The 15,618-nt window shown below is 63.5% G+C and carries 12 protein-coding genes; 7 read left to right on the top strand and 5 right to left on the bottom strand.

Annotated elements, in window-relative coordinates:
- The first annotated feature begins 219 nt into the window (after positions 1 to 219).
- A complete protein-coding gene (locus tag PQ467_RS15480; RefSeq protein ID WP_274174263.1) occupies positions 220 to 3,222 on the top strand; it encodes a TonB-dependent receptor plug domain-containing protein in 3,003 nt (1,000 codons plus the stop codon).
- A gap of 18 nt (positions 3,223 to 3,240) precedes the next feature.
- Positions 3,241 to 4,827 carry an amidohydrolase gene (locus tag PQ467_RS15475; RefSeq protein ID WP_274174262.1) on the top strand — a complete coding sequence of 529 codons (1,587 nt, stop codon included), beginning with the start codon at positions 3,241 to 3,243 and terminating at the stop codon, positions 4,825 to 4,827.
- A gap of 126 nt (positions 4,828 to 4,953) precedes the next feature.
- Here PQ467_RS15475 and PQ467_RS15470 read toward each other — a convergent pair whose 3' ends face one another.
- The 5 genes from PQ467_RS15470 to PQ467_RS15450 form a co-directional block, all read right to left on the bottom strand.
- Positions 4,954 to 5,718: a HesA/MoeB/ThiF family protein gene (locus PQ467_RS15470; RefSeq protein ID WP_274174261.1), complete on the bottom strand. Its 765-nt coding sequence runs from the start codon at positions 5,716 to 5,718 to the stop codon at positions 4,954 to 4,956.
- A gap of 389 nt (positions 5,719 to 6,107) precedes the next feature.
- The gene (dnaA, locus tag PQ467_RS15465) at positions 6,108 to 7,604 is read right to left on the bottom strand and encodes a chromosomal replication initiator protein DnaA (protein WP_443192960.1); all 1,497 of its coding nucleotides are present in this window, start codon (positions 7,602 to 7,604) and stop codon (positions 6,108 to 6,110) included.
- Positions 7,605 to 8,092: 488 nt separating this feature from the next.
- Complete coding sequence (rpsT, locus tag PQ467_RS15460; RefSeq protein ID WP_172341756.1) at positions 8,093 to 8,353, bottom strand: 30S ribosomal protein S20; 261 nt, start codon at positions 8,351 to 8,353, stop codon at positions 8,093 to 8,095.
- A 169-nt stretch (positions 8,354 to 8,522) separates the two neighbouring features.
- Positions 8,523 to 9,338, bottom strand: a complete 816-nt coding sequence (gene mutM, locus PQ467_RS15455) for a bifunctional DNA-formamidopyrimidine glycosylase/DNA-(apurinic or apyrimidinic site) lyase (RefSeq protein WP_274174260.1) — start codon at positions 9,336 to 9,338, stop codon at positions 8,523 to 8,525.
- Between the two features lie 39 nt (positions 9,339 to 9,377).
- A complete protein-coding gene (locus tag PQ467_RS15450; RefSeq protein ID WP_274174259.1) occupies positions 9,378 to 9,995 on the bottom strand; it encodes a glutathione S-transferase family protein in 618 nt (205 codons plus the stop codon).
- Positions 9,996 to 10,180: 185 nt separating this feature from the next.
- Between PQ467_RS15450 and PQ467_RS15445 the strand changes: the two genes are divergently transcribed.
- From PQ467_RS15445 to dut, 5 genes are all read left to right on the top strand, one after another.
- A complete protein-coding gene (locus PQ467_RS15445) occupies positions 10,181 to 10,930 on the top strand; it encodes a class I SAM-dependent methyltransferase (protein WP_274174258.1) in 750 nt (249 codons plus the stop codon).
- Positions 10,931 to 10,935: 5 nt separating this feature from the next.
- Positions 10,936 to 12,492 (top strand): 2-polyprenylphenol 6-hydroxylase, encoded by a 1,557-nt coding sequence (gene ubiB / locus PQ467_RS15440; protein WP_274174257.1) that lies wholly within the window; start codon positions 10,936 to 10,938, stop codon positions 12,490 to 12,492.
- Complete coding sequence (locus tag PQ467_RS15435; RefSeq protein WP_274174256.1) at positions 12,459 to 13,673, top strand: hypothetical protein; 1,215 nt, start codon at positions 12,459 to 12,461, stop codon at positions 13,671 to 13,673. Before ubiB ends, PQ467_RS15435 begins: the two co-directional genes overlap by 34 nt.
- Before the next feature lie 260 nt (positions 13,674 to 13,933).
- Entirely contained in the window at positions 13,934 to 15,121 is a 1,188-nt protein-coding gene (gene coaBC / locus PQ467_RS15430; protein WP_274174255.1) for a bifunctional phosphopantothenoylcysteine decarboxylase/phosphopantothenate--cysteine ligase CoaBC, read from the top strand.
- On the top strand, positions 15,114 to 15,578 hold the full coding sequence (dut, locus tag PQ467_RS15425) for a dUTP diphosphatase (protein ID WP_274176180.1): 465 nt from the start codon (positions 15,114 to 15,116) through the stop codon (positions 15,576 to 15,578). Before coaBC ends, dut begins: the two co-directional genes overlap by 8 nt.
- The last annotated feature ends 40 nt before the right edge of the window (positions 15,579 to 15,618 follow it).

Genomic DNA, 15,618 nt, shown 5'->3' with positions numbered 1-15,618 from the left:
GTAATGAGAAGAATTCAGAAATGCTAAAATAAAAGGGGTCGCTCCCTTTTGGATATTGAACAGGGGGCCGTTTATGCGGTCAAAATATGTGGCGAATTTGGCGCAGGACCGGCCTTATGCCATCGCCACATCATAAAAACGCGGCGCGCGATCATCGTTCAGCCGTGAGATGGGAACAGGATCGCCGGGGAATAATCAGATAACCAATAGGGGGTTTTCATGGCGATTGATCGAACGATGAGGGAATGGACGCAATCGGCTGGCCGTAAGGCATGGCTGGGTGGAGCTGCCGTTTCGGTGCTGGCCATGATGGTGGCAACGCCCGCGCTGGCAGCCTCGGCGGCGGCAGAGGCCGCGGCGCCCACCGTCGAACCCGCCGCAGAGCCTGCCGCCGAGCCCGCCAGCGACATCGTGGTGACCGGCACGCGCATCGTGAAGGACGGCTTTGCCGCGCCCACGCCCGTCGCCGTACTGTCCTCGGCCGACATCAAGGCGCAGGCGCCCGCCAACCTGTCGAACTTCGTCAACCAGTTGCCCGCTGTGACGCAGGGGTCCACCTCGGCCAACTCCTCGGGCAGCCTGTCGAACGGTCTGGCCGGGATCAACAGCGTCAACCTGCGCGGCCTTGGCGCCTCGCGCACGCTGGTGCTGGTCGATGGCCAGCGTTCGGTTTCCAGCGCCACCAACGGCGTGGTCGATGTCAACACCGTGCCCCAGGATCTGGTCGAGCGCGTCGAAGTGGTCACCGGCGGCGCATCGGCGCAATATGGTTCGGACGCGGTGGGCGGCGTCGTCAACTTCATCCTGAACAAGAAGTACAAGGGCTTCAAGCTTACCGCCGATCAGGGCATCACCACCTATGGCGACGGACGCAACTATCGCCTCAGCGGTTCGGCGGGTTTCTCGCTGCTGGATGACCGCATGCATGTCCTGCTCAATGCCGAATATGCCAAGCAGGACGGCGTCGCCACCATCGCGCGCAGCTGGAACAACAGCGGCTATTTCATGATCGCCAATCCCAACACGGCGGCGGGCCAGCCAAGCTGGATCAACGGGGCGGGCATCGGGCCTTCGGGCTATACGGCGGGCGGGTTGATCACCGGCACCACCCTGTCCAGCGCCAGCGGGCTGGTGGGCAAATATTTCATGGCGCCGGGTCAGATCGGCACGCTCAATTTCGGCGCGAAGAGCAACTCGGGCTATATGGTGGGCGGCGATTACCAGACCACGCTGGCGGGCCATGTCGGCACCAATTCGCTGATGCCCGATGAAGCGCGTTTCAGCGCCTTTGGCCGGGTGGGCTATGATCTGACCAGCCGTATCGAGGTCTTTGCCCAGTTTGGCTGGAACCGCTATATCGGCGAGAGCTTCTATCAGCAGACGCCGAGCACCGGCGTTTCCATCAAGGGCGACAATGCCTATCTGCAATCGCTCTATCCCACAGTTGCCGCCGCGCTTGGCAATTCCTCGGCCAACACGATCACCATCGGCACCAGCAACGCAGGCTATCCCGTGCCCGGCAGCCACAACACGCGCGACGTCTATCGCTATGTGGTGGGCACCAAGGGCAAGTTTGACGCGCTGGGCCGCGAATGGAATTTCGACGCCTATTTCCAGCATGGCGAAACCAAGAGCCACGAACAGCTGATCAACACCTGGCAGACGCAGCGCATGGCGCTGGCGCAGGATGCGGTGTTTGCGCCTGCGGGCAATGCGCTGGGTGTGGCGGCGGGCACGATCGTTTGCCGCTCCAGCCTGACGAACCCCAGCGACGGCTGCGTGCCGATCAACCGTCTGGGCACCACTGGGCCTTCGGCGGCTGGGCTGAACTATATCTATGGCAACCAGCCCTGGCGCGACCAGACCTTGAAGCAGGACGTTGCGGCTGCATCGCTGAGCGGCGATCTGTTCAAGCTGCCGGGCGGCAGCGCGGCAATCGCGCTGGGCGGCGAATGGCGGCGTGAAAGCGTCAGCGGCTATGTGCCCGACGAATTCCAGCCGCTGAAAAACGCCAATGGCACCACCACGGCGCGCTGGCTTTACGGCAACTACCTGCCCAACACCGGCGCCTATACGGTGAAGGAAGGCTTCGTTGAAATCGACCTGCCTGTGCTGCCGGGCGTCAACCTGAACGGCGCGGCGCGCGGCACCGATTATTCGACCAGCGGCAGCGTGCTGACCTATAAGGGTGGGGCGACGTGGCAGGTCAATTCCTCGATCAAGCTGCGCGGCACCTATTCGCGCGATATCCGCGCGCCCAACCTGTCCGAACTCTTCGCCGCGCCCACAGCGCGCACCAATACGGTGGTGCTGCCCGCCGGGATTGCCGGGATTTCGGGCGTGACCGCAGGCACGGCCGGTTTTGTCGAAAGCACGATCGGCAACACCGCCCTCAAGCCCGAAAAGGCCAACACCTGGACCATGGGCGCGGTGCTGACCCCGTCCTTCATCCCCGGTTTCACGGCCAGCTTTGACTATTATGACATCAACATCAAGGACTCGATCGGTTCGATCACCTCGCAGAACACCGTCGATTTCTGCGCCAGCGGCCAGACGGCCTATTGCTCGAATCTGGTGTTCAGCGGCTCGACCCTCCAGTCCATCGTGATCCAGCCGTTCAACTTTGCCAGCCAGCATGCCAAGGGCTTTGACATCGATGCGAGCTATCGCACGATGCTCTCCAAGATCAGCGCCAACCTGCCCGGCACGCTGACCATCCGCGGCACGACGACGCATTACATCGCCAACGTGGTGGACAACAAGATCTTCCCGGTCGACTATGCGGGCGTCAACGGCGGCAGCCTCTCGGGCAGCAACAGCTCGCCGAGCTGGGTCTATCGCATCAGCGCCTTTTATGAAGTGGGCGCGGCCAACATCAATCTGGTCTATCGCGGCTTCTCGGACGGCGTTTACGGCAACGATTATATCGAATGCAACGGATCGTGCCCGACCGTGTCGAACCTGAACCAGTATCGCACGATCAACAACAACAAGATCAAGGGCGCCAGCTATCTCGACGCCTCGGTCCAGTTCAAGATCAAGAGCGAGCGGGCCAAGGATATGTCGATCACCTTTGTGGTCAACAACCTGCTGGACAAGGATCCGGTGCTGGTGGGCAACGGCCCGACCGGCAACAACGTCCCGGCCTATGCCCAGACCAACCGCAGCATTTACGATGTGATGGGGCGCACGTTCCGCGTCTCGGCCAAAATCGGTTTCTGATACGGAGAAGGATCAGTCATGCATTTTGTGAAACGCAGCACTCTGGCCCTGATGGCCACGGCCGCCATGATGGTCGGCACGCAGGCCCATGCCGCCGCCAGCCCCAAGCTGAAGGCCGAAGCTGTGGCCGGGGTCGAGGCGCAAAAGAAGGATATCCAGGTGATGGTGGATACCGTGTTCAGCTATGCTGAACCCGGTTTCCAGGAATTCCGCACGATGGAATATCTGACCGGCATTCTGGAAAAGAACGGCTTCAAGGTGACCAAGGGCGTGGCGGGCATCCCCACCGCCTTTACCGCGACCTGGGGCGAGGGCGGGCCGGTCCTCGCGCTGGGCAGCGACGTGGACAATCTGCTGGGCACCTCGCAGACGCCGGGCCTGCCCTATATCAAGCCGATGGTCGAAGGCGCGCCGGGCCATGGCGAAGGGCATAATTCGGGTATGCCGCTGGTCGTGGCCGCCGCGATTGCGGCCAAGCAGGTGATGGAAAAGAACCACATCCCCGGCCGCCTGATGATCTGGCCCGGCATTGCCGAGGAACTGCTGGCCACCAAGGCCTATTATGTGCGCGAAGGGATGTTCAAGGACGTCGACCTTTGCATCTTCAACCATGTCAGCTCCGATTTCGGCACCGCCTATGGCGAGTTGGGCATGAACGGCATGGTCTCGGTCGAATATACGTTCAAAGGCAAGACCGCGCATGCCGCAGGCGATCCGTGGGATGGCTTCTCGGCGCTGGACGGCGTGGAAATCATGGATGCCGCTTGGAACTTCCGCCGCGAACATCTGCCTGTGACCCAGCGTTCGCATTACGTCATCACCAATGGCGGCGGCCAGCCCAACGTGGTGCCCGACAAGGCCAGCGTCTGGTACTATTTCCGCGAGCGCAGCTTTGGCGCGGTGCGCAACCTGTACAACACCGGCAATGAAATCGCGCAGGCCGCCGCCAAGGCGACCGGCACCACGGTGACCTCGCAGATCCTTGGCTATGCCGCGCCCAATTTCGGCAACAAGCCGCTGGCCGAGGCCGCCTATGCCAATATCAAGGCGGTCGGCATGCCCAAGTGGACCGCCGACGATCAGGCCTTCACCAAGGCGGTGCAGACGATCAACCATCGCACGGTCAAGCCCTTGTCCGACAAGGTGGGCGACCTGTCCTCGCCCGAAAACCGCCCGCGTTCGATCGGCGGCGGTTCGGATGATATTGGCGACATCATGTGGACCGTGCCGACCATCACGATCCGCTATCCGGCCAATATTCCGAACATGATCGGCCACAATGTGCTGTCCGCCATGGCGATGGCCACGCCGATTGCGCACAAGGGCGTCGAGGCCGGGGCCAAGGCGCTGGCCATGACCATCCTTGACGTGATGACCACGCCCAAGCTGGTGGCCGATGCCAAGGCCTATTTCACCGATGTTCAGCTGAAAACCGACAAGTATGACCCGATTCTCGGCCCCAAGGCGGCGACCTGGCTGAATGAAAAGACGATGAAGGAATATCGTCCGCAGATGGAGAAATATTACTACGACGCGGCGAAATACCCGACCTACCTCGATCAGTTGGGGATCAAATATCCCACGCTGGAAGAGCCCAAGTCGTAAGCCGGTAAGTTTGGGAAAGGGACCGGATGGGCAATGACCCATCCGGGCTTTTCGCGCAGGAGGAAGCAGGGCCGTCCGGCTGGGGCGGCCCTGCTTTTTTGTGGCCGCGCTTAAGGGCCTGGGCGTTTAATGCGCGGGGCAGGCCGGATCGGCGGGAATGGTGATCGTGCGCAGCGAAGGCGCGAGGCCATCGAGCAGATGCAGCCGCCCCCATTGCGGATCGGCCAGCGGCCCCGGCACGCCTGCGCCATGCAGGATCACGCGGATGGCCGCCTGCGCCGCCATCATGCCCACCATGCCGACAAAGGCCCCCAGCACGCCATCGGCCGCGCATGTGTCGCAATCGGTGGCATCAAACGCATCGCCGACAAAGCAGCGATAGCAGGCGTGACCCGGCAGATGGCCTGCGAAATTGGCGATCTGGCCCTGAAACCGGCCCACGGCGGCGGTGGTCAGGGGAATGCCGGCGGCCACGCAGGCGTCCGACACGGCAAGGCGAGTGGCGAAATTATCGCAGCCGTCGAGGACCAGCGTGGCCCCGGCAATTAGCGCGGGGGCACTGTGCGCGTCGATCCGGGTTTGGTGATGCGTAACGGCGATCTCGGGGTCAAAACGGGCCACCCAAGCGGCGGCGGCCTGCGCCTTGGGAATGCCAATGTCGGCCTCGGCAAAGATCGTCTGGCGTTGCAGGTTGCTGGCCTCAACACTGTCGTCGTCGATCAGCGTCAGGCGGCCTACGCCCGCCGCGGCCAGATATTGCAAGGCCGGGCTGCCGATCCCACCGCAGCCGATCATCACCACATGGGCGCCCGCCAGCGCCATTTGTCCGACACCGCCCACTTCGGGCAAAACGATATGGCGGGCGAAGCGGGAGAGGCGTTCTGGAGACATGCGGGGGATTTAGGGTAGGTGGAGGGGCATGACAAGGAGAGGAAGGGCCTCCGGCGGGTTAAGGGCCGGGGCCCTTAACAATCCCGGTTTTGGGGTGGGGTCTATAGTCTGCGGCGCGGCGAAGTAGCGCTCATAGGCGCCGCAGGCTTTCAGATTCAAACGTCGCGTTGATACCTAACGCCTCCGTCTTTGCGCCACGCAAACAATAACGGGATTGCAAAGGGATAAGTCCCTTTGCCCGCCGGAGGCATAAAAGTCTTTTCCCCCGCAAACCCACAAGCCGCCCACGCGTGGCAAACAGCTTATCCACAGGCATACCAACAGACGATGCACAGGCTTATCCAGCCCTTATGCACCGCCCGTCAACAGCTTGTACCGGGGTTTTGCGCTCAGCTTTCCAGCTGACGCAGCAGCGAGCGCACATCGCCGTCAATGTCGGCATCGCGCGTGCGCAGGTCTTCGATCAGACGCACCGCATGGATCACGGTCGAGTGATCGCGCCCGCCAAACTTGCGCCCGATTTCCGGGTAGGAGCGTGGGGTCAGCACCTTGGAGAGATACATCGCCACCTGACGCGGGCGCACCACGGCGCGCGCGCGACGCTTGGACGACATTTCCTGACGGTCCACGCGATAGAACTGGCAGACCGTGCGCTGGATCTCGTCGATGGTGATGCGCTTGCGGTTGGCCGACAGAATATCGGTCAACTGTTCCTCGGCGAGTTGCAGGCTGACGGCCTGACCCGTGAGCTGGGCATAGGCGATCAGCTTGTTGAGGCCGCCGACCAACTCGCGCACATTACGATTGATCGTGCGGGCCAGAAACTCGATCACATCGCCCGGCACCACCACCGAGGTGAAACGCGCAAGGCGGTGTTCGAGCACCGAGCGGCGCAATTCGATATCGGCCGGGATGATGTCGGCCACAAGGCCCATCGACAGGCGCGAGAGCAGACGCTGCTCAACCCCGTCAAGAGCCTGCGGGCTGCGGTCGGCGGCAAACACCAGCCGCTTGCCTTCGGCCAGCAGGGCGTCGATCGTATAAAGTAGTTCTTCCTGCGCGCTGGCCTTGCCGATGATGAACTGGATATCGTCCACCAGCAGCAGGTCAAACCCGCGCAGGCGCGACTTGAACTCGATCATCTGGTTCTGGCGCAGCGCCTGAACGAACTCGACCATGAAGCGTTCGGCGCTGCAATAGAAGATGCGCGCGCGCGGATGGTTGGCCAGAAACGCATGGCCGATGGCGTGCATCAGGTGGGTCTTGCCCTGACCGGTTGCAGCCTTGAGATAGAGCGGCGAGAACTGCGGCGCTTCGAGGGCGGCCATACGCTGGGCCGCGTTGAAGGCCAGCACATTGCTGGTGCCGGTGACAAAGGTCGGGAAGGTCAGCGAGGGGTCGAGGCCGATCGAGGCCAGCGCCAGCGTATCGGTCGCCGCGCTCGCGCCTTCGGTGGCATGGCCATGCACGCGGCCCGAATCGCCCAGCACCGGGGCAGGGCGCGCAGGCGTATTGTCGCGCGCCAGACGCAGGTCGGGCATGGCGCGGCGGCCGGGCTGGGCGCTGATGCGCACATGGCGCACATCGCGGGCGATCTTCCACGCCAGCGTCAGGCGATCGGCAAAGCGATCCGCCACCCAGTTGGCCGAAAATTCGGTGGGCAGGAACAGTTCGAGCGTGCCCGAATCCTTGTTGAACGCGCCGAGTTGAATCGGACGAATCCACTGATTGAAAAGCTGCGGCCCAAGGTCCTTTTTCAGGCCCTGACAGATGTCAGCCCAATCAGCGGCCAGGTCGAGTGCATCCTGATCTTCAGCGGCATGCCCGGACTTGCCCTTTGCAGGGCCAGCCTCGGCGCGCTTGCCGCCCCAAACGGTTCCCGTCACCCCAAATGCTCCTGATCCGCCATTACGCCCCACCCGTCGGCATGGTTGCCGACGGTCTCAAATTCCACACGGAAAACGGCTCCAGCCCTGCGAAACAGAAAAGTTCCGCGAGTGTGACAGATGCCGTGTTTCCGAGAAGTTCAAAGGCGCCGAACGCCCTGAACACCCTTGTTTTAGGGATGATCGCGGGCGCAGCGCAAGGGCGTTATCTGCAAAAATTTTGAAATAATTGGCTTGACAGCGCAACCCCAGCAAATCCGCCAGACTCAGAAAAGTCATTGAATTTTAATCATAAAATATCATGACAATTCGCGAATCGTTGGAATTGCAGGATTTCTTGCAGCTGTCATTTTTGCCCGGCCGAGGGCAAAGCCAAGGCCAGCGCAAGGCAAAGCAAAAGCCGATGGGAAGCCCCACCGGCTTTGCTTACGCGCTCTTGCTTAATCGCTATGTCGTGCAACCGTTTTGCAGGTCGCACGAGTCGCGAATCAGAGAGCGGCCACCGCCTTGGTCAGGCGCGAGAACTTGCGCGAGGCAGTGTTCTTGTGCAGCACGCCGCGAGCAACGCCGCGAGCCAGTTCAGGCTGGGCTTCGTGCAGGGCGGCCGCAGCAGCGGTCTTGTCACCGCCGGCGATCGCTGCTTCGACCTTCTTGACGAAGGTGCGGATGCGGCTGATGCGGGCGCCATTGATTTCGGCGCGACGCTCGTTACGGCGGATGCGCTTGCGGGCTTGCGGCGTATTGGCCATGTGTGTCCTCGTATCGGGCCGATGCGGCCGGAAATTGCTAGCGAAAATCGGTATAGCAGAACCATCGGTTCCACCAGAAGCGGCGCCCTTAACCAGCGTTGGCCGAATCGTCAAGGGAATAGGAGTCTTTATTGTTCCGCCCCGGACCATCCGGCGCGGCCCGCTTGCCCTATTTCTGACAGGCCGGGCACCAGAAACTGGACCGCCCGCCCTGCGCCACGCGGGCGATGGGCGCGGCGCAGGCATGGCATGGCTCGCCCTCGCGGCCATAGACACGCCAGTTGGCGGCAAAATAGCCCAATTCGCCATTGGGCTGGGCATAGTCGCGTATCGTGCTGCCGCCCGCCGCGATGCTTTCGGACAGGACATCGACAATCGCGGGCACCAGCAGTGCCAGTTCCCGCTTTTTCACATTCTGCCCCTGCCGTAGCGGGCTGATTCCCGCCCGGTGCAGCGCCTCGCAGACATAGATATTGCCAAGCCCCGCCACGACCGCCTGATCGAGCAGCAATTGCTTGACCGGGCTGAGGCGTCCCTTCATCCGTGCGGCCAGCAGGGCAGGGGTCAGTTCCGGCCCCAAAGGCTCGGGCCCCATCGCGGCAAAGGTCGCCCATGCGGCCAGCGCCTCGTCGGCCACCAGATCGACCGAGCCAAAGCGCCGCGCATCGTTCAAGGCCAACCGCGCGCCCGCCTCGGTGGTCAGCACCAGATGGTCGTGCTTTTCCAGCGCATCAGGATCAATCCGCCACCGCCCCGACATGCCCAGATGGAACACCATCACCACGCCCCGGTCGGTATGGAGCAGCCCGTATTTGGCCCGGCGCGACAGGGCGGTGATTGTGGCCCCGGTCATCACCTGCACCAGATCGGCAGGGAAGGGGCGGCGCAGCCCCTCGCGTCGGGTTTCGACACGGGCGATCTTCTGCCCGTCCAAATAGGTGGCAAGGCCGCGCAGGGTGGTTTCGACTTCAGGCAATTCAGGCATCGGTTGTGTTTATCCGTGAAAAGGGCGCCGGGAGTGCGCTTAATAGGCGTAAGGCCCGCCAACCTCGAGCGCGCGGCGATAGGCGGGGCGCGCCTGCACCTTCTCCAGCCAGGCGAGCGCATGGGGATAGCGTTCGTCCAGCCCGGCGCGCGCGCGGGCGGCCTCCAGCGGAAAGCTCATCATGATGTCGGCGGCGGTCATCGCGTCCCCGGCAAACCATGGGCGGCGGGCCAGCTCGCCCTCGACATAGGCCAGATGCGTGTCGATCATCGGCTGAAACCGCGCCATCGCCAGACGCCCCATGATTGGCACGCGCGACAGCACCAGCTTGACCAGCAGCGGCGGCATCAGCGAGCCTTCGGCATAATGGAGGAATTGCCGATAGAGCAGCGCATCGCCGCGTGCCGAGGGTGCGCCAAGCCGCCCGGTCTTCTCGGCCAGATATTCGGCAATCGCGGCGCTCTCGACGATGATATGGCCATCGTCCTCCAGCACCGGCGATTTGCCCAGCGGATGCACCGCGCGCAGGGCGGCGGGCGCCAGCATGGTTTTGGCATCGCGCTGATAGCGCTTCACCTCATAGGGCAGTTCCAGTTCCTCAAGCATCCAGAGGATACGCTGCGAGCGCGAATTGTTGAGGTGATGCAGGATCGTCATCGGGCTTGGCTCCGGCAGGGCCTGAATTCAGGCATGTTTGCAACCTAGGAACGTGTCACAGCGGTTCAAGGGTCAAGGGCCCCGCGCGAAAATGCGCGCCCGATCGTCCCTTGCGCGCCTTCAATCGCACATGCCTTCCGATAACCGGCTTTTCGCAGACGCGAAACCGTCCTAAAGCGGCGCCCATGACTCAGAGCGATCAACAGCCCGACACCGTCTCCTTTGGCTATGAGGAGGTCAGCCCCGAAGAAAAGACCGCCAAGGTGGGCGAGGTTTTCTCATCGGTGGCCAAGAAATATGACATCATGAACGATGCCATGTCGGCCGGGCTGCATCGCCTGTGGAAGGACAAGTTCGTGCGCCGGGTCAAGCCTCAGCCGGGCGAGATGATCCTGGATATGGCGGGCGGCACGGGCGACATCGCCTTTCGCATGGCCGCGCGCGGTGCCTCGATCACGGTGTCGGACATCAATCAGGATATGCTGGATGTGGGCATCGAACGCGCGATGGAGCGCGGGCTCGACGGTCTGGTCTGGAGCCGACAGAACGCTGAGGAGCTGAGCTTTGAAAGCCGGGTGTTCGACGCCTATACGATTGCCTTTGGCATCCGCAACGTCACGCGCATCGACAAGGCGCTTCGCGAGGCGCATCGCGTGCTGAAATTCGGCGGGCGTTTCTTCTGCCTTGAATTTTCGACGACCGAATGGCCCGGCTTCAAGGAAGCCTATGACGCCTATTCGCACAAGCTGGTGCCGCAATTGGGTCAGATGATCGCGGGCGATGCCGATTCCTATCGCTACCTCATCGAATCGATCCGCCGCTTCCCGCCCATGCCCGAATTTGAAGGCATGATCCGCGAGGCCGGTTTCGTGAACACCCGCGTCGAACCGATCCTTGGCGGTCTGGTGGCGATCCATTCGGGCTGGAAGGTCTAAACACCTTGTCACCCCGCAAGCATATCTGGCGCCTGCTGAGCTGGGGCCGCATTCTGGCGTCGCATGGAGCATTGCGGGGGATCGAGCAGGATCCCCATACGCCCGCCCCGGTGGCGCGCCTGTGCCGCATTGCGCGCTTTGGCGCTCGCGTTCCGGCGGTGCCCGATTATGCCGGGGCGTTCCGCGCGATAGGCCCCGCCGCGATCAAGCTGGGCCAGACTTTGGCCACGCGCCCCGATCTGGTGGGCGAGGAGGCGGCCAATAACCTGCTTGAACTGCAGGACAGCCTGCCGCCCGTACCCTTCGCTGCGATCAAGGCGGAGGTGGAGAGCGCCTTTGGCCGTCCTTTGAGCGAACTCTACGCCGAATTTGAGGAGCAGCCGGTGGGCGCGGCCTCCATCGCGCAGGTTCACCGGGCGGTCACGCTCGACGGGCGCCGCGTGGCGGTCAAGGTGCTGCGCCCCGGCATCCGCGAAAAATTTGCCCAGGACATCCAGACCTATGAATGGGCCGCGGCTCATCTGGAGGCCCTTGGCGGCGAGGCCACGCGCCTGCGTCCGCGCCTTATCATTGCCAATTTCAAGCGGTGGTCGCTGCGCGAACTCGACCTGCGCCGAGAGGCTGCCTCGGCCTCCGAACTGGCCGACATGATGAAGGGCACCCACGGCTATCGCATTCCCGCCATCGATTGGGACCGCACATGCGGCCGGGTGATGACGCTGGAATGGATCGACGGCATCAAGATCAGCGACACCGCGGCCCTGCGCGCGGCGGGCGTCGATCTGGAATCCCTGGCCAAGCGTCTGGTCATCGCCTTCCTGACGCAGGCGGTGCACTTGGGCTATTTCCATGCCGACATGCATCAGGGCAACCTTTTCATCGAGCCGGACGGCACCATCGTCGCCATCGATTTCGGCATCATGGGCCGCATCAACCGTCAGGCACGCATCTGGCTGGGCGAGATCCTGCATGGGCTGACCACGGGCAATTACCGCCGCGTGGCCGAGATCCATTTCGAGGCGCAATATGTGCCCTCCTATCACTCGGTCGATGAATTCACGACCGCGCTGCGGGCCGTTGGCGAACCGATGCGGGGGCGTCCGGTCAAGGATCTTTCGGTCGGGCAGATGCTCGACGGGCTCTTTGCCATCACCCGCGATTTCGACATGGCCACCCAGCCGCATCTGCTGCTGCTGCAAAAGACGATGGTGATGGTCGAGGGGCTGGCCACGCAGCTCTATCCCGACATCAATATGTGGGATGTGTCGGGGCCTTTCGTGTCCGAATGGATGCGCGATGAGCTGGGCCCCGAGGCGGCGATTGCGCGCGGGGTCCATCGCGGCCTGCGCCGCCTGATGCGTATGCCCGACCTGATCGAGCGGATCGAGGAGCGCTTTCCGCTCAAAGGCGCCGCGCCCGAACAGCCACCCTTGCCCGATATCCCGCTGATCTGGGAGCGTCAGGGTAAACCGGATGCTAACCGCTGGTCTGGATATATCGCAGCCTTCCTCTTGGGGGGTGTGAGTGTATGGGCGGCGTGGCATATCGGCTGGATGGGGTGAGCGGGCGGGGGCCTGCGCCCTATGACCGCTTTTCCGCATGGGGGCGCTGGCCCGCACGCTTTGCGCTGGCGGTGCTGGCGGTGTTGCTTGCTGCCTCGGCATGGGTGCCGCTGACCGTCGGACGGGGCGAGGAGGCCAGGGCGCCCAGTCTCGCCATCGCGCATAATAAGGCCGCCGCGCGCCCGCGCGACGAGGATCTTAAGCTCTATGATCGCGCCATTTCGCGCATCCTCCATGGCGAGAACTATTACGACTTCATCGTGAGCGAGCATCGCCGCGCCGATTATCCGGTGCGGCCCGGCGCTGCGGTGCGCCTGCCGACGCTGGCCTATCTGGACGCGGCGATGGGGGTGGATGGCGACCGGCCCGCGCCCATCGCCATGGCGGTGGCGCTGGCGCTAATGGTCGGCGTGATTGCGGCATGGTGGGGGCGGCTGGGCGATCTGGGGGTGGATCCCTCGCTGCGGCGGATCGGCACGGCGCTGGTGTTCTTCGGCGCCTCGCTGGGGCTGAACCGCTATTATTTCGTGCTGCATGAATTGTGGGCCGGGATGCTGGTGGCGCTCTCGCTGGGGCTGCATCGGCCCGATGGAGGATGGCGCGAAAAAGTGGGAACCGGTTTTTCGCATCAGACATCCGACCGCAAAGACTCCGGGCGTTTCTTGGGGGCGGTGCTGGCCGCCGCGCTGGCACTGTCGATCCGTGAGCACGTGCTGCCCTATGTGCTGCTGATGGGGGCGATGGCGGGCTGGCGCGGGGCATGGCGCGAGGCGGCGGCATGGGGCGCGCTGGTGGCGTTGTTTGCGGTGGGTTATGCCTGGCATCTCCACCTGATTGCGTTGCAAACCCTGCCGACCGACCGCCTTGGGCCAAGCTGGCTGGCGATGCGCGGGCTGGGGGGCTTTTTGTCGAACACGGTGCTTTCCTCCAACCTGCGCTTTCTGCCCCATCAGATCGCCGGGCCGCTGACGATCCTGATGATCTTTGGCTGGGCTTCGTGGCGCTCCAGCGCGGGGCTGACCGGGTTGCTGTTGTTTTCCGGCTATGCGCTGCTGTTCGCCATCGCCGGGCGGAATGACAATTTCTACTGGGGTGCGGTGATTACGCCGGTCATGGCCTTGGGGCTGGCGTTTGTGCCGATGGGGCTGGGGGCTTTGGTGCGGGGGGCTTTTCGGGGTTAGGTTTTTGCCTCCGGCGGGCAAAGGGCGGGGGCCCTTTGCAATCCGGTTAATGGGGCGGTGCCAAAGTTCTTCGAGTGTGTTTGGGGCCATGTTTGCAAGCCTGCGGCGCGGTGAGGTTCGTCCTGTCCGCGCCGGAGGCTTTATCATTTCAGCGTCGCGTTCGACGCGCGAGGCCGAACCCGATGCACAACGTACACAGTAACGGGAGCGCGAGGGTCTAGACCCTCGCATTATCCCTTTTCTTCCTCTAAACCCCGCCTATGCTTGGCAAACGCATCCTTCTCATCATCGGCGGCGGCATCGCGGCCTATAAGTCCTGCGAACTGATCCGCCTTATCCGCAAGGCGGGGGGCGATGTCACCTGCGTCCTGACCAAGGGTGGGGCGCAGTTTGTAACGCCGATGACGCTGGCGGCGCTTTCGGAAAACCCGGTGCATACCAGCCTGTTCGACCTGAAGAACGAGGTTGAGATGGGCCATATTCAACTGAGCCGTCAGGCCGAGCTGGTGGTGGTCTGTCCGGCGACGGCGGATTTGATGGCCAAGATGGCCTGCGGCATTGCCGATGATCTGGCCACGACGCTGCTGCTGGCGACGGACAAGCCGGTGCTGGCGGTCCCTGCGATGAATGTGCGTATGTGGCAGCATGGCGCGACGGTGGCCAATGTCGCCACTTTGCGCGCGCGGGGCGTGCATGTGATCGAGCCGGATGAGGGCGTGATGGCCTGCGGCGAATATGGGCCGGGGCGCCTGCCTGAACCGGAGGCGGTGATGGGGGCGATCGGCGCGGCGCTGGCGCGGGAGCGGCCGCTGGCGGGGCGCCATGTGCTGATCACCGCCGGGCCTACGCATGAGCCCATCGACCCGGTGCGCTATATCGCCAACCGGTCGAGCGGGCGTCAGGGTTTTGCCATTGCGCAGGCTGCGGCGCAGGCGGGGGCATCGGTCACGCTGATTGCGGGTCCGGTCGATTTGCCCACGCCCTATGGTGTGGCCCGCGTCAATGTCGAAACCGCGCGCGATATGGCGGCGGCGGTCGAGGCTGCTCTGCCCGCCGATATTGCCGTGATGGTGGCCGCCGTGGCCGACTGGCGCGTGGCCGATACGGGCGCGCACAAGATCAAGAAGGATGGGAGCGGGCAGGTGCCGCCGCTCGCCCTGGTCGAGAACCCGGATATTCTGGCGGGCCTGTGCGCCTCGCCCCGCCGCCCGCGCCTTGTCGTGGGCTTTGCCGCCGAAACGCAGGATGTCATCGCCCATGCCAAGGCCAAGCTGGCCCGCAAGGGTGCGGACTGGATTGTCGGCAATGACGTTTCCGGAGACGTCATGGGCGGCCTGCGCAACAGCGTTCATATTGTCAGCGCCGATGGGGTGGACAGCCTGCCCGATCTGCCGAAAGAAGCGGTGGCTGCCGCTCTGGTTGAAAGGATTGCCCGTGTCTTTGTCTGAACCCGTTCCCGTCCGTCTCAAGCGTCTGCCCCACGGAGAAGACCTGCCTCTGCCCGCCTATGCCACCAGCGGGGCGGCGGGCATGGATGTGGTGTCCGCTGAGGATGTGGTGATCGCTCCGGGCGCGCGCCATGCGGTGGCGACGGGGCTTGCCATGGCGATCCCGCATGGCTTTGAAATTCAGGTCCGCCCGCGCAGCGGTCTGGCGCTCAAGCATGGCATCACCGTGCCTAACACGCCCGGTACGATCGATTCGGACTATCGCGGCGAATTGAAGGTCATCCTGATCAACCACGGCACGCAGGATTTCGCCATCACGCGTGGGGACCGCATTGCCCAGCTCGTGCTGGCCCCGGTGGTGCAGGGCGGCTGGATCGAGGTGGAAGAACTGGACGAAACCGCGCGCGGCGAGGGCGGGTTTGGATCGACGGGCGGCGTGGTCGCGCTGGGGAATTAAGGCCACGAAAAAACCCGCCGCTGGTGAAGGCGGCGGGTTT

This window comes from Novosphingobium sp. KACC 22771 (assembly GCF_028736195.1).
In the GTDB taxonomy this organism is placed as follows: Bacteria; Pseudomonadota; Alphaproteobacteria; order Sphingomonadales; family Sphingomonadaceae; genus Novosphingobium.
This window is presented reverse-complemented; position numbering and strand designations above follow the sequence as displayed.